The organism is Cupriavidus sp. 01T418 (genome assembly GCF_056398885.1).
Window position 1 is genome coordinate 45,696 of record NZ_JBFTQG010000027.1, and the last position, 20,095, is coordinate 65,790.

Below are 20,095 nucleotides of genomic sequence, written 5' to 3' on the forward strand. Positions count from 1 at the left end.
GCCGGCCGCCATCGGCTGACAGGGCCCGAGCATGTCGTCCCCGCGCTACACTGGGCGCGCATGACGCAGGCGGTTGTCCATGCCGGCAAACACATGGTTTCGCGCCGCTGGCCGCCGCCGTTCTTCCCAACCTTCCTAGGCGAAATCTCATCCGATGCGTTGGATATTCGCGGTGATTGGCTTGCTGCTCGGCGCCGCGGCGGCCGGGTTTGGCGGTGCCCTGACGGGGGCGATACTGGGCTTCGGCTTCGGCTGGATGATCAGCGACCGGCCCACACGGCCACGCACCGATGGCGAATCGCAGGGTGCGCCCGTGGCACCCACGCTCGAAGCGCGCGTGGCGAGTCTCGAGCGGGAGCTGGCCACGCTGAAGCGCGAAATGGCGCGCATGCGGGGCGAGACCGCGGCAACGCCGCCGCAGGCTGTCGCAGCGGCGGGTACGGTAGCGGAGGAGGAATTTTCGGCATTCGAACCCGCACCGGCTGCGACGGCGATGCCCGAGCCGGCGTTCGTCCCGCCACCCGCGGCGTCAGCGCCAATCCCCGCCGGCTCCGTGCATCAGTCCGCCCAACACGTGGAACCCCCGCTCTCGTCCGCATTCGCGCCGCAGGAGCCCGACTTCATCGAACGCGTGGTGTCCGCCGCGCGCGACTGGCTGCTGGGCGGCAACAGCGTGGTGCGGGTCGGCATCCTGATCCTCTTCTTCGGCGTGGCGTTCCTGCTCAAGTACGCGTCGGACAATGCCATGCTGCCCATCGAGATCCGGCTGGCGGGCGTGGCCGCCGGCGCGGTCGCGCTGCTGGTGGCGGGCTGGCTGCTGCGCAAGCGGCGCGCGGCCTATGCGCTGGTGCTGCAGGGCGGCGGCGTCGGGGTGCTGTATCTCACCGTGTTCGCCGCCACCAAGCTCTATGGCCTGCTGCCGGCCGCGGCTGCCTTCCCGCTGCTGGTGGTCGTCTGCGGGCTGGCGGGCGGCCTCGCGGTACTGCAGAACGCCCCGGTGCTGGCGTTTACCGGCAGCGCGGGTGGCTTCCTCGCGCCGGTGCTGATTTCGACCGGCGGGGGCAACCATGTGACGCTGTTCAGCTATTACGCGCTGCTCAATGCCGGCATCTTTGCCATTGCCTGGTTCAGGGCCTGGCGCCAGCTGAACCTGCTGGGCTTTGCGTTTACCTTCGGCATTGGCACGGCGTGGGGCATGTTCAACTACCGTTCCGATCTGCTGGCTACCACCGAGCCTTTCCTGATCCTGTTTTTCCTGATGTACACAGGCATTGCGTTGCTTTACGCGCTGCACCGCCAGGTCAGCCTGAAGGACTACGTCGACGGCACGCTGGTGTTCGGCACGCCGCTGCTGGCGATGGGACTGCAAGCGGCGCTGGTGCGCCATATCCCGTTCGCCATGGCGTGGAGTTCGGTGGCGCTGGCGGTGTTCTATCTTGGCCTGGCGGCGTGGCTGTCGGCGCGCCGCGATCGCCTGGGCATGTTGTTCGAGGCCATGCTGGCACTGGGCGTCATTTTTGCCGCGCTGGCCGTGCCGCTGGCCTTCGACGGGCGTACCACCAGCGCTGTGTGGGCGGTCGAAGGGGCAGCCGTGGTGTGGGTGAGCGTGCGCCAGCAGCGCCGCCTGGCGCTGGCATCCGGTCTGCTGCTGCAACTGGCCGCGGGCGCGGCCTTCGCAGCGGGCAGCCTGCTCGAGACGGCGCAGCTGGCGTGGCCGGTGCTGAACAGCCGCTACGTGGGTACGCTGCTGCTGGCGGTGTCCGGCGTCTTCAGCGGCTGGCGCCTGCACGGGCGGCCCGAGGCGCGCGCCTGGTTCGCGCCCGCCGCGCCGCTGGGCATTGCCGCCGCCGCGTGGGGCCTGTCGTGGTGGCTGGGCGGCGGCGTGGCCGAGATCCATCATTGGTACGACCGGCTGGACTGGCAGCTGCGCACGCTGATCGCCATGCTGGCCCTGTTCGCGGTATCGAGCGCGTGGCTCGCGCATTTGGCGAGGCGCGTGCTGGCGTGGCCGTTGGCCGGCACGCCGGCGCTGGCCATGGCGCCGGCGCTTGCCATCCTGGCCATGTCCAGTTGCGCGATCTGGTCGGCGTCGCCCTTGCTCGGCGTCGGCGCGCTGGCCTGGCTGGTGGTCTTTGGCGCGGCCTGGCTGTTGCTGTGGCGCCAGCAAGGCCGCGAAGGCGATGTCCGGCTGGCACCGATGCATGCGCTGCTGTTCTGGGCGCTGTGCGTGCTGCTTTCCACCGAAGCCTACTGGCGGCTGCGCGCCTACGTGCCGGAAGGGGCGTGGAGCTGGAGCGCCTGGGCCTACGGCCATGGCGGGCTGCTGGCGCTGCTGTCGGCCAGGGGCTGGCGCCTGCGCTGGCCGGTGGCGCGCTTTGCGCGGGCCTACCTGCTGTGGGGCGCGCTGCCGCTGGCGCTGCTGCTGTGGCTGTGGAGCATCGCCAGCGTGGCCAGCGACGGCAACGCGCCGCCGCTGTTCTACCTGCCGCTGCTCAACCCGCTCGACGTCGCCCAACTGCTGGCCATCGTGGCGGTGGTGCTTTGGCAGCGCCGGCTTGCCGCCCAAGGCTTGGCAACGCGGCCGCGCGTCCTCGAGCATGCCGCGTCGGCCACGGTGTTCCTGTGGTTCAACGCGATGCTGTTGCGCACGCTCCATCACTGGACCGGCGTGCCCTACACGCTGCAGGACCTGGGCAGCTCGACGCTGGTGCAGGCCTCGCTGTCGGTGTTCTGGACCGTGCTGGCACTGATCGCCATGGTAGTGGCTACCCGGCGCGGCACGCGCACCCTATGGTTCATCGGCGGCGCGCTGCTGGGCGTGACCGTGGTCAAGCTGTTCCTGTTCGACCTGTCCTTCGTCAAGGGGGTCGAGCGGATCATCTCGTTTATCGGCGTGGGCGTGCTGCTGCTGCTGATCGGCTACTTCTCGCCCTTGCCGCCGAAGGCAAAGGAGGCAACCTGACGCCGGCTGTCTCCGTGGCTGGTGCGCGCGCTGCTGCCAATAAAAAAGACCAACCCGCGCGGAGGGTTGGGCTTCTTCATTTCGTGCGCCAGATCTTTGCCGGCAGGACGGGTTACTGCAACGGCTTGCCAGTACGGTCGTGCATGAACAGCAGTGCGATGAAGCTCACCACGGCAGCTGCGATGACATAGTACGCCGGCGCCAGCTTGCTGCCGGTCGACGCAATCAGCCAGGTCACGATCAGCGGGGCAAAGCCGCCGAAGATGGTCACCGCGAAGTTGTAGGCCAGCGACAGGCCGGTCGAGCGCACCTCGGTGGGGAACTGTTCGGCCAGCACTGCCGGCGCCGGGCCGGTGAAGGCCGCCAGCAGAATGCCGAGGATCACCTGGACCATCAACAGGGTCTGGGTGGTCGGCGAGACGTTGAGCCAGTGGAACAGCGGATAGGCCACCACGCCGATGACCAGGGCCACGGTACCCAGCATGCGCTTGCGGCCCACGCGGTCGGACAGCATGCCCATCAGCGGGCACAGCACCAGGATGATGGCGCCACACAGGGCGGTGGACTGGAAGGTGGCGCCCAGCGGCAGGCCGAGCTGCTGCTTGGCATACGACGGCATGTAGAACACCAGCACATAGGTGCATACCGTCCACAGGATGGTCACGCCAAGGCCGGCCAGCACTTCGCGCGGATGGTCGCGCAGCACCTGCGTGAGCGGGGAAAACTCGACCTTGCTGGCGGCGCGCTCGGCGCGGCGCTCCTCGAAGGCGGGCGGCTCCTCCAGGTGCGAGCGGATATACATGCCGACCGGGCCGATCAGCAGGCCGAACAGGAACGGGATGCGCCAGCCCCAGGCGTCGATCTGTTCCGGCTCCAGGCCATTGATCACCAGCGCGCCCATGGCCGCGCCCAGCATGAAGGAAATGCCCTGGCTGGCCTGCTGCCAGCTCGCGTAGACACCGCGCTGCGCATCGGGCGCGTGCTCGATCAGGAAGGCGGTGGCACCACCCACCTCGCCGCCGGCCGAGAAGCCCTGGATCAGGCGGGCCAGCACGATCAGCGCGGGCGCCCACAGTCCGATCGACGAATAGGTGGGGGCCAGGCCGATGATGGCCGTGCCCAGCGCCATCATCAGGATGGTCAGGGTCAGCGCCGCCTTGCGGCCCACGCGGTCGGCGTAGACGCCGAGCACGATGGCGCCGACCGGGCGCATGAAGAAGCCCACGCCGAAGGTGGCCACGGTCAGCAGGAAGGAGGTGAGGTCGTCGCCGGTGGGAAAGAACAGCCTGGCAATGATCAGCGCGAAGAAGCTGTAGACGGTGAAGTCGAACCATTCGAGGCCGTTGCCGATGGTGGCGGCCAGGATCGCCTTTCGTCGCTGGTTTTTGGATATTTCGTGAACGTGCGGTATTGCAGCGGAGGCTTCCATGATGCTCTTGACTCGATGAGAAAGCGGTGGGTGGCCCGCCCCGGAACGGGGCATGTGCCCTAAAGGGCAGAATAGTAAGCGATTCTTTAATTAGCCGGCAGGATGACGGCGTGTGATTCCGGGACTCCGTGGTCCGCGCTGCCGTGCTGCCGTGACGTGTTCCACGTGAAGCACGCATCCAATGCCGGAATGCTGCGCTGGTCAGGTGCCGGCAGCGGCAGCAGGCTCAGGGCCGGCTGGCGTGATGCCGCGGCGTGTTGCGCGCGGAGGGCTTGTCCGGGCTGCTTTCCTGCTGCTGGGCCGGTGCTTCGGGCCGCTGGCGCGTGAGCCACAGCCACAGCGCGCTGCCTACCCAGCCAGCCACGAAAACGGTATCGCCGCAGTGGTTGAGCAGCGCGGCTGCGCCGGGCGCGTTGAACAGGTCGGTGAGCCAGGGGGCGGGAAGGCGGGCTGCAATCCAGAGGAGCACAGCCGGTCCGCTTGCATACACGCCTGGATGCCACCAGTTTGCATGGGGCAGCCAGGTCCTGTGGGCTGTGCGCTTGACCACGGTGTTCTCCAGCCTGACGCGCTTCGTGGCGCATCGTGTCCATTCATTGCGGGGTTTGGCCCCGGCTCGCGCGGACGACGCATCGCTCGCCGCGCAACCGGACGGGACCTTGTGATGGAATCATAAGCCGTTTGTCCGCAAAGCGGCCGAATCTTTGAAGCGCTGTGTGGGGCACCCCACATCCTTGGACGGGAGGGCGGGCGCAACGTCTTCGCTTCAAGTTTTTTGATGAAGGTATCCGCAAACGTCTACCGTCAGCGGCGGCCAGTTTTGTCACACTTGATGCCGTTATCCAATGGATTCGAAGGCCGACATCATGCTCCCCGCCATCTACGTCTCACACGGTTCCCCCATGCTCGCGCTCGAGCCGGGCCCGAGCGGCGCCGCCTTCGACGCCCTTGGCGATGTGCTGCGCCAGCGCAAGCCGCGCGCGGTGCTGATCATCTCGGCGCACTGGATCTACAGCACCCTGGTGGTCGGCACCCGCCGGCGGCAGGAGGCCTGGCATGACTTCGGCGGCTTCCCGCGCGCGCTCTACAAACTGCGCTACGACGCCCCCGGCTCGCCAGAGCTGGCCGACCGTGTCAAGGCGCTGGTGGAGGCTGCGCACATTCCCGGCGCGGCGGTGGTGCTGCAGGACGACGAACGCCCGCTGGACCACGGTGCATGGATGCCGATGCGGCATTTCTTCCCGGATGCCGACGTCCCGGTGGTGCAGCTGGCATTGAATCCGTATCTCCCGCCAGCGGCCCAGATCGAGATTGGCCGCGCGCTCGCGCCGCTGCGCGAAGAAGGCGTACTGGTGCTGGGCTCGGGCAGCTTTACCCACAACCTGCAGGAAGTCTTCGGCGCCGGCGGCCGGCGCGAGCAGCATGGCGCGCCCGTCGAGCCCTATGTGGAAGCCTTTCGCGGCTGGATGATCGATGCGCTGGACGAGGCGCTCGCCAGCGGCGATACCGCGCGCATCGCGGACTACCGCGCGCAGGCGCCGTACGCCCGCCGCGCCCATCCTTCCGACGAGCACTTGCTGCCGTTCTTCGTGGCGCTGGGCGCAGCGCTGGGTTCGCGCGAAGGCGTGCCGGCGCCGCAGGCGCCAGTGGGGGTGGCTCGCGTGGCCGACGCGGTGACCTACGGTGTGCTGGCGATGGACACCTTCATGTTCGAGGGCATCGGCGCGCATCCTGACCCCACGCTGAGCAAGGCGGCGTGAGCCTGCCGGGGCGCTAGGCCATGTCCCTGACCGCCGCCGGGTGGCTGGATGCACGCAACAGCCCACGCCGGTGCAGCGCGAAGCCAAAGGCCGCCAGCGCTGCCAGCGCCAGGGCCACCATCACCCACAGCATCAGCCAGTAGCCGCCCGCGGCCCGCCACAGCAGCGCGCCCAGCCAGGGCGCGGCGGCCTGCATCAGCAGCACCGGCGTCAGCATCAGCCCGTTGAGCGTGGCGTAATGGTGGCGCGAGATCAGTTCCGGCATGGCCATGGCGCGCAGCATGGTGTTGATGCCGTTGGCGCAGCCGTAGAGCACCGCCGCCAGCATCAGCCATTTGCCATAGCCGAGGGCAAAGCAAAGCAGCCCCACGCTCATCACCAGGTACGCCGGCAGCGACAGCCGCAACGGGTGGCGCACCGGAAAGCGCATCATGACCAGGCGCCCGACCACCTGCGCCGGGCCGATCAACGCCGCCACCACCAGTTGCTCGCCCAGCGGCAGGCCTTTTTCGGTCAGCAACGGGATCAGGTGGGCGCCCAGCAGCGAGGCAATCATCGCCAGCGCGGTGAAGGCCAGCACCACCGCCCAGAACACCGGCTGGCGCAAGGCAAGCTGGGCGATGCCGGGCTGCGCGGCATCCGCCAACGGGTTTGGCGCAGGGGCTGCGGAGTAGGTGGCATGCGCCGCGTAGCGCAGGCGCGCGTGCAAGGGTGCGCACACCAGCAGGTTGAGCCCGGCAAAGCACAGCAGCGTCTCGCGCCAGCCGAGGTGGAGCACCAGCCATTGGGCCAGCGGCACGAAGACAGTGCTGGCGAAGCCGGCCATCAGCGTGACGGTAACGATGGGCTTCTGATAGCCGTCGCCAAAGGCCTGGCGCAGCACCACGAAGGCGGGCTCGTACAAGGTGGTGGCCATGGCCAGCCCGAGGGGTATCCACATCAGCAGGAAGGCCGTCTGGTTCGGGCTCCAGGCCCACAGCAGCAAACCGCAGCCTGCCAGTACCGAGCCCGCGCACATCACGATGCGCGCCTGCACGCGGTCGAGCAGCCGGCCCACCGCGAACGAGCACATGGCCCAGACCAGCAAGCCCAGCGAAAAACCGCCGGCGAGGAAGGGCTTGGAGTAGCCCAGCTTCGCACTCATCGGCGCGATAAAGACGGTGAAGGCGAAGTACAGCGTGCCCCAGGAAACGGTTTCGGTGACGCCAAGGGTCCAGATCAGCTGGCGTGGCGAGATGGGGGGCAGGCCGGGTGGGGCGTCTTGTCTTGTCATGGCGCGCCTGGACGCGGTCGTTGCCGCCGCGCTGGCGACCGCCGCGAAGGGGGAGGCGGCTGACGCGAGCGGCGGCGAGGGGGTAAGCGGGAATTGTAGCGGGCATCCAGGCGGAATGCCTGCCTTGCATCACATGTTGTGTCACAGGTTTGCGGGCGGTCCTTTCAGCTCCACCACATTGCCGTCGGGATCTTGCACATAGACCGACGGGCCTTTGCCCTCGGCGCCGAATCGCATCTCGATCGGTCCCGGCTCCACCCCGTGCGCGCGCAGGTGGGCGTATAGCCCGTCGGCGTCGAAGGGATCGAGACGCAGGCAGAAGTGGTCCAGGTTCCGACCCTCCCTGCCCGGTCCGGCACCGCCGGCGCGGCCGAGCGGGCCGTCCAGCGCGACCAGGTCGATCAGGCCGCTGCCGGCGCGCAGCTGGGTCAGGCCGAACCCGGCTTGTACGCGTTCGACACTGCAGCCGAGCACGTCCACGTAGAAGCGCATCAGCGCCGTCACATTGCCGGTACGCAGGACCAGATGATCGATGCCGAGGATGCGGAACATGGTGGCTTTGCCTCTTCAGGTGCCGGGTCAGGTGCCAAGTGCGCGTTGCCGCAGATCCGGAATCAGCCGCGCTCGATCAGCAATGGCCCGGCATGCGCCATCAGTCGTCGGCCATGCTCGCGGCGCTGGTGGCCGGGATCCACGGCAAGGCAGTGATGCGCCGCGGCACGCGGCGGCATTGTCAAGTCCTTGACAGTGTAGCCGCGAAACCTGTGCCAGAATCGGCGTTCATCCCCATCAAAACATGCAGGATCACGCTGCACGGAGACCCCACAATGAGCGATACGACCGCGCACGCCCGTGCCACCTTCAGTCACATGGAACAAGGCACGCGCGAGGACTGGGCCGCGATCTCCGCGGAATTCATGCCGTTCGCGCAGGCGCTGGCGGACCGCGTGCTCGATCACCTCAAGCTGCTCGACGGCGACTACGGCGGTTTTCCCATCGACCGCCTGACCCACTGCCTGCAGACCGCCACGCTGGCTCACCGCGACGGGCGCGACGAGGAATACGTGGTGTGCGCGCTGTTGCACGATATCGGCGACACGCTCGGCAGCTTCAATCATCCGGACATCGCCGCCGCCATCCTCAAGCCCTTCGTCAGCCCTGAAAACCTCTGGATGGTCGAGAAGCACGGCGTGTTCCAGGGCTACTACTTCTTCCATCACCTCGGCCTGGACCGCAACCTGCGCGAGCAATTCCGCAGCCAGCCCGAACTGTTCGAGCGTACCGCCGAGTTCTGCGCCAAGTACGACGGCGCGGCCTTCATGCAGGACTACGACACGTTGCCGCTGTCCTTCTTCGAGCCGATGGTGCGCCGCGTGTTCGCGCGTCCGCGTAACTCGATGTACGTGAAGGAGAACGAGAGCACGCTGGCGCAGCCGGCCTGAGCCGGCCTGCCCGGAGCGCTACCAACCCCGCTACCGACCCCGCATCCGCTCAAGCCACCCGCTGCGCCGTCTCCGGATGCCTGAACTGCTCCAGCAGCGCGGCCCAGCGCGTGCGCACCTTCGCCAGGTTGTCTTCCTTGACGTGCCCAAAGCCGCGGATGTCATCAGGCAGGCTGGCCAGCGTGACCGCGGTCGCGTGATTGGCCGTGCTCAAACCGCTCGTCAGCTCGTCCAGCAACGCACGATACTCGCCGATCAGCGCGCGTTCGGTGCGGCGCTCGGCCGTCTTGCCGAACACATCGAACACGCCGCCGCGCAGGCCCTTGAGCCTGGCCAGCACGCCGAAGAGCTTCATGGTGGAGGGACCGAAGCGGCGCTTCACCAAGTGACCCTTGTCGTCGCGCTTGGCCATCAGCGGCGGCGCCAGCCAGAAATTGAGCTGGTAGTCGCGGCCGGGCTCGCCTTCGAACTGGTTGCGCAGCTTGTCGAGGAAGACCGGGTCGGTATAAAGCCGCGCGACTTCGTACTCGTCCTTGTAGGCCATCAGCCTGGCGAGATTGCGCGCCGCCGATTCGGTCAGCGGCAGCGGCTTGCCGCTGCCGACCAGCGCGCTTTCCGCCGCGCGCACGCGGTTCACGGCGTCGCGGAAGGTTTGCGCGTAAGCGGCATCCTGGTAGGCGGCGAGATGCTCGGCGCGATGCGCGATCAGCTTTTCCAGCAAGGCGCCGGAGGAGGTGGGCAGCTTGACCACTTCCGCGCCTTCGGCCGTGCCCTTGAGCTTCCCAGTCAGCGACAGCACGTGCTCCGGGTCGTGCGCCATGTGGCGGCCCCAGTCGAACGCGGCCTTGTTCTTCTCAACCGCGGTGCCGTTAAGCTCGATGGCGCGCACCAGCGCATCCAGCGATAGCGGCAGCCAGCCCTTCTGCCAGGCATAGCCCAGCACGAGCGGGTTGGTGAAGATGGCGTCGCCGATCAGCGCCACGGCCAGGCCGCTGGCGTTGATGAAGTCGCAGGCCTCGCCGACCGCGTTGCGCACATCGTGTTCCGCCGACAAGCCCGGGAATTGCCACTTGGGATTCTTGATGAACTCGGCGGTGGGCGTTTGCGCGGTGTTGACGACGGCGCGCGTGCGCCCGACCTGGGTCTTGGAGATGACATCGTCGGTGGCGCTGACGATGGCATCGCAGCCGATCACCAGGTCCGCCTCGCCCATGGCGATGCGGGTGGCGTGGAGCTGGTCCGGATGCGCGGCGATCTGCACGTGCGAGAGCACCGCGCCGCCTTTCTGCGCCAGGCCGGCCATGTCGAGCACGGTCACGCCCTTGTTTTCCAGGTGCGCGGCCATCCCGAGCAGGCCGCCGATGGTCACCACACCGGTGCCGCCCACGCCCGTGACGAGCACGCCGTAGGGATGGTCAAGCGTCGGTAGCGCCGGTTCCGGCAACGCCGGCAAGTCTTCCATCGACACGCCGTGACGCTCGGGCTTCTTCACCTGCGCGCCTTCCGCCGTGACAAAGCTCGGGCAGAAACCATTGACGCAGGAAAAGTCCTTGTTGCACGACGACTGGTTGATCTGGCGCTTGGTGCCAAGCTCCGTTTCCAGCGGTTCCACCGACAGGCAGTTGGACTTCACCGAGCAATCGCCGCAGCCTTCGCAGACCGCGTCGTTGATGAAGGCGCGCTTGGCCGGATCGGGGTAGGTGCCGCGCTTGCGGCGGCGCCGCTTCTCGGTGGCGCAGGTCTGGTCGTAGATCAGGATGGTGGCGCCGGGCACCTCGCGCAGCTCGCGCTGGATCCTGTCGAGCTGGTCGCGGTGATGCACTTCCACGCCTTGCGGCAGCTTGATCGCCGCGCTGTACTTTTCCGGCTCGTCGGTCACGATGGCGATCTTCTTCGCGCCTTCGGCCGCCACCTGGAAGGCCACGTCCTGCACCGACAGCTGGCCGTCGACGGGCTGGCCGCCGGTCATGGCCACCGCATCGTTGTAGAGGATCTTGTAGGTGATGTTGACGTTGGCCGCGATCGACGCGCGGATCGCCAGCAGGCCGGAGTGGAAGTAGGTGCCGTCGCCCAGGTTGGCGAACACATGCTTGTCGCCGGCGAAGGGCGCCTGCCCGATCCATGCCACGCCTTCGCCGCCCATCTGGCTGAAGGTGCTGGTGCTGCGGTCCATCCACACGGTCATGTAGTGGCAGCCGATGCCGGCCAGCGCGCGCGAGCCTTCGGGCACGTTGGTCGATGTATTGTGCGGGCAGCCCGAACAGAACCAGGGCTTGCGCTCGGCCGCCACGCGCGGCACCGCCATGGCTTTTTCCTTGGCGTCGATCACCGCGATGCGCGCGGCGATGCGCTCGCGCACGTCGGACGGCAGCTCGAACTTGTCCAGCCGCGTGGCGATGGCGCGCGCGATGATGGCGGGTGACAGCTCATAGTGCGCCGGCAGCAGCCAGTTGCTCTGCGGAATCGACCATTCGCCGCCGGCGTTGTCCTTCTCGTCGAACTTGCCGTAGACCTTGGGGCGCACATCGTCGCGCCAGTTGTACAGCTCTTCCTTGAGCGCGTATTCCATGATCTGGCGCTTTTCCTCGACCACCAGGATCTCCTGCAGACCCTCGGCGAAGGCGCGCGCGCCGTGCGCTTCCAGCGGCCACACGCAGCCCACCTTGTACAGCCGGATGCCGATGCGCGCGCAGGTCTCGTCGTCCAGGCCGAGGTTGGCCAGCGCCTGGCGCGTGTCGAGATAGGCCTTGCCGGCGGTCATGATGCCGAAGCGCGCATGCGGCGAATCGATCTCGACGCGGTCGATCTTGTTGGTGCGCACATAGGCGAGGCCGGCGTACCACTTGTAGTCCAGCAGGCGCGCTTCCTGTTCCAGCGGCGGATCGGGCCAGCGGATATTGAGGCCGCCCGGCGGCAGGATGAAATCCTCCGGCAGCACGATTTCCACCCGGTGCGGATCGAGTTCCACCGAGGCCGACGATTCCACTACGTCGGTCACGCATTTCATCGATACCCATAGACCCGAGTACCGGCTCATGGCCCACGCGTGCAGGCCGTAGTCCAGGTACTCCTGCACGTTGGAGGGATAGAGCACCGGCAGGCCGCAGGCCTTGAAGATGTGCTCGGACTGGTGCGCCAGCGTGGACGACTTGGCCGCGTGGTCGTCGCCCGCCAGCACCAGCACGCCGCCGTGCTTCGATGAGCCGGCCGAATTGGCGTGCTTGAAGACGTCCCCGGTGCGGTCCACGCCCGGGCCCTTGCCGTACCACATGCCGAACACGCCTTCGAACCTGGCGTCCGGGTACATATTGACCTGCTGCGAGCCCCATACGGAGGTGGCGGCCAGGTCCTCGTTCAGTCCCGCCTGGAACACGATGTCGTGCGCGGCCAGGTGCTGCTTGGCCTTCCACAGCGACTGGTCCAGCGCGCCCAGCGGCGAGCCGCGATAGCCGGAGATGAAGCCCGCGGTGTTCAGGCCGGCGGCGCGGTCGCGCTCGCGCTGCAGCATCGGCAGGCGTACCAGCGCCTGCGTGCCGCTGATATAGACGCGGCCTCGTTCGAGTGTATATTTGTCTTCCAGGGATACATTGGCGAGCGCGCGGCGGATGGCGTCGCTGACCGGTGGGGTCAGGGGGGCATTCATAGGTGAGGTGCTCCTCTTCGAGGCATGCAGTCGGGATCACCGACTCACTTCAGTTGTGGGCGACCGTGCGCCACCTCTTGTGAAGGCGGAAAACGACCGTGTCTCTTTGGCGCATGGTAGCACCGCGCCGGAGGGCGCGGCACCTTGCGATGCAGCAAAAAATGCGCCTGCCCGAGGCGGGCTTTGCCGTATGGACACGCTTCGCGTGTACACTGCGTTGCAAACAGGTTTATGCAACAAACGGGCAGATGCGAGCCGTGCGTCATATCCCAAGGGATCACGCCGTGGTGCAACCCGCCCCATCCGAGGCCGACCGGCCTCCAGGACCCAACATGACTATTTCCTCCCGCCAGGGCACCGCGACCCTGGCTGTGCTGATCGACGCCGACAATGCGGCGCCCGCCATCGTCGAAGGCCTGCTGGCCGAAGTCGCCAAGTACGGCGTGGCCGCCGTCAAGCGGATCTACGGCGACTGGACCAAGCCCAATCTGGCCGGCTGGAAGGAGCGGCTGCTGTCGCACTCCATCCAGCCGATCCAGCAGTTCCGCTACACGGTAGGCAAGAACGCCACCGACAGCGCGATGATCATCGACGCGATGGACCTGCTGTACACCGGCCGCTTCGACGGCTTCTGCATCGTCTCCAGCGACAGCGATTTCACCCGCCTGGCCTCGCGCATCCGCGAACAGGGCCTGACCGTGTACGGCTTCGGCGAACGCAAGACGCCCAAGCCCTTTGTCACGGCCTGCGACAAGTTCATCTATGCCGACGTGCTGCGCAGCGATAGCGATAGCGACGCCGACACCGACACGGAATCCGATGGCGCCGCCGCCCCCGCGCGCAAGCGCAACAGCGGCGAGCTGCGCCAGGATTCGCGCCTGGTGCGTTTGCTGCAAAGTGCCTCGCAAGCTGTCTCGGACGAAGAGGGCTGGGCGACGCTCGGCGGCATGGGCAACCATATCGCCAAGCAGGCGCCCGAGTTCGACTCGCGCAACTACGGCTACGGCAAGCTCTCCGAGCTGGTGGCCGCCACTGGCCTGTTCGAAGTCGAGACCCGCAACGGTGGCAACAACAAGACGCTGTGGGTACGGCTGAAGCGCCGTTCCAAGCCCGGTGAGGGCGAGGCTCGTCAGGGTGAAGACCGCCAGGGCGAAAGCCGCCAGGGCGAGAGCCGCCAGGGCGAGAGCCGCCAGGGCGAGAGCCGCCAGGGCGAGAGCCGCCAGGGCGAGAGCCGCCAGGGCGAGAACCGCCAGGGCGAGAACCGCCAGGGCGAGAACCGCCAGGGCGAGAACCGTCAGGGCGAGAACCGCCAGGGCGAGAACCGCCAGGGCGAGAGCCGCCAGGGTGAGAATCGCCAGGACGAGAACCGTCAAGGCGAGAACCGCGAGCGGCGGGAAAAACGCGGTCGTCGTAATGACAACCGTCGCGAAGGCCGTCAAGGCGATGATCGCCAGGCTTTCCAGCAACAGCCCGGATCGCGACCGGCGCTCGCGCAGCAGCCCGAACTGCCTGTCCAGCCCGCACCGCTGCCCGAACTTGCTGCCCAGGCGCCTGTGAGCGAGCCTGTCGCCACGTTCGTCGTCGATCCGATGGATGTCCTGGAGCGCCAAGCGTTGGCCTTCAATGGCGACGAGGCAGCCGACGAACAGATGGAAGCCGGGACGGACGAGGCGAACGGAGAGCGCCGCCGTCGCCCGCCGAAGCCCGAGGTTACGCTGAGCGAGATCCCGTGGCCGATCGACCGCTCGATCTTCGTGGCGCCGTCCGCAACGGTGGTAGCGCCGGTCGTCGAGCCGATCGAAGTCGTTGAAGTCACTGAGGTCGTTGAAGTCACTGAGGTCGTTGAGGTCGTTGAAGTCACTGAGGTCGATGAGGTCGATGAGACGGTCGAAGTGCCAGAGGCAGTCGAGCCGGCTGAAGTCGTCGAGCTGACTGAAGCCGCCGAACCCGTCGCGGCGGCGGAGCCGGAGACCAAGGCAAGAGCCAAGGCCCCGGCCCGGGCAAAAAAGGCTGCCGCGCCTGCCAAGGAGGTAGCCGCCAAGAAGGCTGCGGCCCCGGCCAGGAAGGCAGCCGCGCCGGCCAAGAAAGCACCGGCCGCCAAAAAAGCGCCGGCTGCAAAGAAGGCACCGGCAGCCAAGAAGGTAGCGGTCGAAGCACCGGCCAAGCGCGCGCCGAAGAAGGCAGCGAAGGCAGCCGAATAGGCGACCGGACGAAGCCGAAGTAAGCCCCTTTGGGGGCGACTTCGGCTCGCGAGCCTCCCTATGGGATAGGAAGTAAAGAACGGCGCCGAGGCGCCGTTTTGCATTTCAGCGTAGCGCTAGCGCACCAGCTGATTGATCTCGATAATCGGCATCAGCACCGCCAGCACGATCAGCAGTACCACCACGCCCATGCTGAGGATCAGCAACGGCTCCAGCAGGCTGGTCAGGAACAGCGTGCGGCGCTCCAGTTCCGAGCCTTCGCCTTGCGCCGCGCGCTCAAGCATGATGGGCAGGTTGCCGGTGGCTTCGCCCGAGCGGATCAGATGCACCAGCACCGCGGGAAACTGGTTCTGCGCCGCCAGCGCGCGCGCCAGCGAGGCGCCTTCGCGCACCCGCATGGTGGCATCGTCCACGTTGGCCTTGAGCGCCTCGTTGGTCAGCGTTTCACCGGCAGCCTGCAGGCTGCGCAGAATGGGCACGCCGGCCGACACCAGAATCGCCAGCGTGCTGGCGAAGCGCGCGGTGTTGTAGCCGCGGATCAGCTTGCCGAGCAGCGGCGCGGTCAACAGCCAGCGGTGCCACTCCAKGCGCACGCCGGGCTGCCGCAGCAGGCTGCGTATCCCCAGGCTGACCGCCACGATGAACGCCAGTGCGGCCCACCACCAGTTGCGCACGAAATCCGACAGCGCCAGCATGACGATGGTCAGCGTCGGCAGCTTCTGCTTGGTGTTGGCGAATACGCTCACCACCTGCGGCACCACGTAGGACAGCAGGAAGATCACGATGGCGAAGGCCACCACGGTGACGATGGCAGGGTAGGTGAAGGCCAGCCGGATCTTGGCGGTCAGCGTGTTGCGCGTCTCGATATAGTCGGCCAGCTTCTCCAGCACCAGGCCAAGGTGGCCCGAGTGCTCGCCGGCCGAAACCAGCGCGCGGTAGATATCCGGAAAATCGCGGGGATGATGCAATAGTGCCGCGGAGAGCGAACTGCCGCCGACCACGTCGGCGCGGATGCCGGCCAGCAGTTCGTGCACATAGCTGCGCTCGGCCTGGTCGGCCAGCGCCGCCAGCGCCTCGTCCAGCGGCAGCCCGGCCACGATCAGGCTGGCGAGCTGGCGTGTGAACAGCGCCTGCTCTTGCGTGGAGAGCCGGCGCACGAAAGCGGCGGTCGCGCTCTTTTGCACGCCGCCGACGCCGGCCAGCGGATCGACGTTGAGCGGTGTCAGGCCGCGCGCGCGCAGGTGGGTGCGGGCCTGCTTGGGGCTGTCGGCTTCGATCACCCCGCGGTCGGTCTTGCCGGCCGCGTCGACTGCCTCGTAACGATAGGCTGGCATGGATGCGGCCCGCCCCTAGTCGCGTGTGACGCGCAAGACTTCTTCCAGCGCCGTGGCACCGGAATCGATCCAGCGCTGCGCATCGCGGCGCATGGTGTGCATGCCGCGTTCCAGAGCCAGCTTCTTGATTTCCGACTCGGCCGCCTGGCGGTGGATCATGGTGCGGATCTCGTCGTCGACGGTCAGCAACTCATAGACGCCCATACGGCCCTGGTAACCGGTATGACCACATTTGTCGCAGCCCACCGGATGCCATATGCGGTGTAGCGGCTTGCCTTGCGCCAGCAGCACATCGGCTTCCTCGGGCGTGACCTCGATCACTTCCTCGCGCTTGCAGTGCGGGCAAAGCCGGCGTACCAGCCGCTGCGCCAGCACGCCGAGCAGCGACGACGACAGCAGGAAGGGCTCGATACCCATGTCGACAAGGCGCGTCACCGCCGACGCCGAGTCGTTGGTGTGCAGGGTGGCCAGCACCAGGTGGCCGGTCAGCGACGCCTGCACCGCGATCTGCGCGGTTTCCAGGTCGCGGATTTCACCGATCATCACCACGTCCGGGTCCTGGCGCAGGATGGCCCGCAGCGCCTTGCCAAACGTCATGTCGATGCGCGGATTGACCTGGGTCTGGCCGATGCCGTCAAGGTCGTACTCGATCGGATCCTCCACCGTCATGATGTTGGTGGTGCGCGAATCGAGCCGCGACAGCGCGGCGTAGAGCGTGGTGGTCTTGCCCGAGCCGGTCGGCCCGGTGACCAGCACGATGCCGTGCGGCTGGCCGATCAGGTGGTCGAATCCGCCCAGCGTGCCCGGCGCCATGCCGAGCTTGGCCAGGTCGAGGCGGCCGGCTTCCTTGTCCAGCAGACGCAGCACCGCGCGCTCGCCGTGGCCGGTGGGCAGGGTGGAGACGCGCACGTCCACGGGGCGTCCGCCCACGCGCAGCGTGATGCGGCCGTCCTGCGGCAGGCGCTTTTCCGCGATGTCGAGCTGCGCCATGATCTTGATGCGCGAGATCAGCGCGCCATGCAGCGCCTTCTTCGGGCGCACCACGTCGCGCAGCGTGCCGTCCACGCGAAAGCGCACCACCGAGGAAGACTCGAAGGGCTCGATATGGATATCGGAGGCGCTTTCGCGCGCGGCCTGGGTGAGCAGCGCATTGATCATGCGGATGATGGGCGCGTCGTCCTCGGATTCGAGCAGGTCTTCCACTGCGGGAATGTCCTGCATCAGCCGCGACAGATCGACCTCGCCCTCCACCTCGCCGACCACCTGTGCGGCGCTGCCGCTGTCCTGGCGGTTGTAGGCCTCGGACATGGCGTTTTCGAGCGCATCGGGTTCCAGCACGTGCAGGCGCAGCGGCCCGTGCACGCGCGCCAATTCCGCCAGCGCGGCGGGCGAGGTGGCGCGGCTGACCCACACCTCCAGGCCATCGGCGCGCTGGTGTGCGACCAGCAGGCGCGCCTCGCGCGCGAAGCCATACGAGACCAGGCGCGCGGCGATGGTCGACGGTGGTTCCAGCGCGTCGACGGATGGGGCGGCGGGAGCGATGCTTGTTGCCATGGCCTGTCTCAGTTTCCCCCGCGGGTGGCATCCACCATCGCGTTGCGAGGGTTGACGTCCGGCAGCGGCGTGCCATTGCCCGAGGGGCTCTGCGTGAGGGGCTGCTGCTGCGGTTGTGGCTGCTGTTGTTGTTGTTGTTGTTGCGATGGCGGCAGCGTCTGATCCAGCGGCAGGGGACCCGGCACCGGTCCGCGCGAGCGCGGGTCGACGAAGGGCGATATCGGCGCATCCGCCGGCGGCAGCACCGGCGTGTTGTTGTCCCGCATCATGATGTTGGGCGACACGTATCCTTGCTGCAGGGTTCGTATGTAGTCGTAGCGGTCCTGCGTCAGGCGGTCGGTGGCGCCGGCGGTGCGCATGACGTAGGGGCGCAGGAATACCAACAGGTTGGTCTTGCCGCGGTTCTTGTTCTCGAAGCGGAACAAGCCGCCGATCAGGGGCAAATCGCCCAACAGCGGCACCTTCTGCACGCCGTCACCGTAGGTGTCCTCGATCAGGCCGCCCAGCACGATGATCTGGCCGTCGTCGACCAGTACATTGGTCTCGATCGAACGCACATTGGTGGTGGGGCCCTGGGTGAGGGCGGCGGTGCCTTGCACCACGGACGACGACTCCTGGTAGATCTGCATCTTCACCAGGCCGCCGTCGGTGATCTGCGGCTTGACCCGCAGCGTGATGCCGACGTCCTTGCGGTCGAAAGTCTGGAACGGCGTGACCGTCGCCGCGCTGCCGGTCTGCGCATAGGAGCCGGTGGTGATCGGGATGTTCTGGCCGATCAGGATCTTGGCTTCCTCGTTCTCCAGCGTGATCAGGTTCGGGGTGGACAGCAGGTTGACGCTGCCGTCGGTGCCGAGCGCATGCAGCAAGGCGCCCAGGCCCAGTGCCTTGTTGACGACGCCGAGGTTCAGGCCGGCCAGGTCCGGCACCAGGCCCGAGACCGACGGAATGGCTGCCGCACCGCCGGCGCTGATCGCGGCGACAGCGCCGGTCAGGTTGATGATGTTCTGGCCACCGGTGCCGAAGTTGGTGCCGGCAAAGGCGTTGGTATTGCTGCCGCGCGAATTGATCAGGCCCTGCCACTGGATGCCGAGCTGGCCGGTCTGGGTGGCCGACACCTCCACGATCATCGACTCGATATAGACCTGCGCGCGGCGCGCATCGAGGTCGTCGATCACCGCGCGCAGGTTGCGGTAGACCGGTTCGCTGGCCGTGATGATCAGCGAGTTGGTGGCCGGGTCGGCCTGGATGATGCCGCCGGTGGTGGGCAGCGTGTTGGTGGCGAACGAGCTGGCGAAGGCCGAGCCGCCCGAGCCGATGCCCGATCCGGAGCCGCTGCGCGAAGTGCCCGTGGAGCCGCCGGTATATTGGCCGCTGGTCGGCTGCGTCGAGGTGTTGAGCAGCCCGGCGCTGCCGGTGGCGCCCACGCCGGCCGCGCCAGGCGCGCCGGACTGGCCGGTGTTGAAGGAGCTGTCGGCCGAGACAATGGCGCGCAGCGTCTGTGCCAGCTTGGTGGCTTCGGCGTTCTTCAGCGGCACCACCCAGATATTGCCCGGGCGCGCATACGGCTGGTCGAGCTTCTCGATCAGGTGGCGCGCCTGCTGCAGGCGTGCCCGGCTAGTTGCGCGGATCATCAGCGAATTGCTGCGCGGCTCCGCCACCACCGAGGTGCGCAGGGTGGCATCCGCGGTGCCGCCGGCGGCACCGGCGGCACCGGCAGCGCCCGGGTCCAGCAGCTTTTGCAGCACCAGCGCGACATCGCTGGCGATGGCATTCCTGAGCGGCACCAGCTCGACCTCGCCCGAGGCCGGCGCGTCGACGGCGGCAATGATGCGGGCCAGGCGCTGCAGGTTTTCGGCGTAGTCGGTAATGACCAGCGTGTTGTTGGCCGGATAGGCGGTGATGGTGTTGTTGGGCGAAATCATCGGCCGCAGCACAGGCACCAGGCTGTTGGCCGACTCATAGTTCAGGCGGAACACCTGGGTCACCACCTGGTCGCCGCGCGACCGGCCCGCGCCGATCACGATCGGCGAACCCTGCAGTTTGGCGTCGGCTTCCGGCACCACCTTGGTGAAGCCGTTGCTCTCGACCATCGCGAAACCCTGCATGCGCAGCACCGCGCCCAGCGTTTCCAGCGCCTGCGCGCGCGAGACCGGCTGCTCTGTCACCAGGTTCACCGAGCCCTTGACGCGCGGGTCGATGACGAAGTTCTTGCCGGTGGCCTGTCCCACTGCCTTCACCACCGATTCCAGGTCGGCGTTGACGAAGTTGAGCACGACCTGGTCGCGGTTGCGCGGGGTCAGGTCGGGCGGCTGGCCAGGCTGGGCCGCCGGCTGGCTCGCTTGCTGAGCCCACAGCGGCGCTGGCGCCAGCAGGGAGAAGCCGCACAGCAGCGCGGTGGCGCGGGCGCAGCAGGTCTTGAGCGAAGGTCGAAGGGCTTGGATTTTCATATTTGGTTCCGGGCTGCCCGCGGTGGCGCGAAGGTTTCGCGCCACCGCGG

At 67.5% G+C, this 20,095-nt stretch carries 11 protein-coding genes and 1 pseudogene; 4 read left to right on the forward strand and 8 right to left on the reverse strand.

Features of this window, described 5'->3' with window-relative positions; translation table 11 throughout:
• The first annotated feature begins 154 nt into the window (after positions 1-154).
• Positions 155-2,962 (forward strand): DUF2339 domain-containing protein, encoded by a 2,808-nt coding sequence (locus AC1DQ3_RS23295; protein WP_477122519.1) that lies wholly within the window; start codon positions 155-157, stop codon positions 2,960-2,962.
• A 112-nt stretch (positions 2,963-3,074) separates the two neighbouring features.
• On the opposite strand, the gene AC1DQ3_RS23300 is transcribed toward AC1DQ3_RS23295, so the two are convergent.
• Positions 3,075-4,391 carry an MFS transporter gene (locus tag AC1DQ3_RS23300; RefSeq protein ID WP_477122520.1) on the reverse strand — a complete coding sequence of 439 codons (1,317 nt, stop codon included), beginning with the start codon at positions 4,389-4,391 and terminating at the stop codon, positions 3,075-3,077.
• A 226-nt stretch (positions 4,392-4,617) separates the two neighbouring features.
• The gene (locus tag AC1DQ3_RS23305) at positions 4,618-4,941 is read right to left on the reverse strand and encodes a hypothetical protein (protein ID WP_477122521.1); all 324 of its coding nucleotides are present in this window, start codon (positions 4,939-4,941) and stop codon (positions 4,618-4,620) included.
• Positions 4,942-5,257: 316 nt separating this feature from the next.
• Here AC1DQ3_RS23305 and AC1DQ3_RS23310 point away from each other — a divergent pair, with 316 nt between their 5' ends.
• Positions 5,258-6,151, forward strand: a complete 894-nt coding sequence (locus AC1DQ3_RS23310; RefSeq protein WP_477122554.1) for a DODA-type extradiol aromatic ring-opening family dioxygenase — start codon at positions 5,258-5,260, stop codon at positions 6,149-6,151.
• 13 nt (positions 6,152-6,164) lie between these two features.
• Here the strand turns inward: AC1DQ3_RS23310 and AC1DQ3_RS23315 are convergent, their stop codons facing one another.
• On the reverse strand, positions 6,165-7,424 hold the full coding sequence (locus tag AC1DQ3_RS23315; protein ID WP_477122522.1) for an MFS transporter: 1,260 nt from the start codon (positions 7,422-7,424) through the stop codon (positions 6,165-6,167).
• Between the two features lie 141 nt (positions 7,425-7,565).
• Positions 7,566-7,976 carry a VOC family protein gene (locus tag AC1DQ3_RS23320; protein ID WP_477122523.1) on the reverse strand — a complete coding sequence of 137 codons (411 nt, stop codon included), beginning with the start codon at positions 7,974-7,976 and terminating at the stop codon, positions 7,566-7,568.
• Between the two features lie 275 nt (positions 7,977-8,251).
• Between AC1DQ3_RS23320 and AC1DQ3_RS23325 the strand changes: the two genes are divergently transcribed.
• Positions 8,252-8,866, forward strand: a complete 615-nt coding sequence (locus AC1DQ3_RS23325) for an HD domain-containing protein (protein ID WP_477122524.1) — start codon at positions 8,252-8,254, stop codon at positions 8,864-8,866.
• Between the two features lie 49 nt (positions 8,867-8,915).
• On the opposite strand, the gene AC1DQ3_RS23330 is transcribed toward AC1DQ3_RS23325, so the two are convergent.
• Positions 8,916-12,509, reverse strand: coding sequence for an indolepyruvate ferredoxin oxidoreductase family protein (locus AC1DQ3_RS23330; RefSeq protein ID WP_477122525.1), 3,594 nt, complete (start codon positions 12,507-12,509; stop codon positions 8,916-8,918).
• Between the two features lie 332 nt (positions 12,510-12,841).
• On the opposite strand from AC1DQ3_RS23330, the pseudogene AC1DQ3_RS23335 reads away from it, so the two are divergent.
• Positions 12,842-13,640, forward strand: a pseudogene (locus AC1DQ3_RS23335) (NYN domain-containing protein); the annotation flags it as partial.
• Between the two features lie 1,186 nt (positions 13,641-14,826).
• Here the strand turns inward: AC1DQ3_RS23335 and gspF are convergent.
• Genes gspF through gspD form a run of 3 tightly spaced genes read right to left on the reverse strand, consistent with a single transcriptional unit; the run spans position 14,827 to position 20,045 of the window.
• Positions 14,827-16,044, reverse strand: a complete 1,218-nt coding sequence (gene gspF / locus AC1DQ3_RS23340) for a type II secretion system inner membrane protein GspF (protein WP_477122526.1) — start codon at positions 16,042-16,044, stop codon at positions 14,827-14,829.
• Positions 16,045-16,059: 15 nt separating this feature from the next.
• Positions 16,060-17,598 (reverse strand): type II secretion system ATPase GspE, encoded by a 1,539-nt coding sequence (gene gspE / locus AC1DQ3_RS23345; protein WP_477122527.1) that lies wholly within the window; start codon positions 17,596-17,598, stop codon positions 16,060-16,062.
• Between the two features lie 8 nt (positions 17,599-17,606).
• Entirely contained in the window at positions 17,607-20,045 is a 2,439-nt protein-coding gene (gene gspD / locus AC1DQ3_RS23350) for a type II secretion system secretin GspD (protein ID WP_477122528.1), read from the reverse strand.
• Between the last annotated feature and the right edge of the window lie 50 nt (positions 20,046-20,095).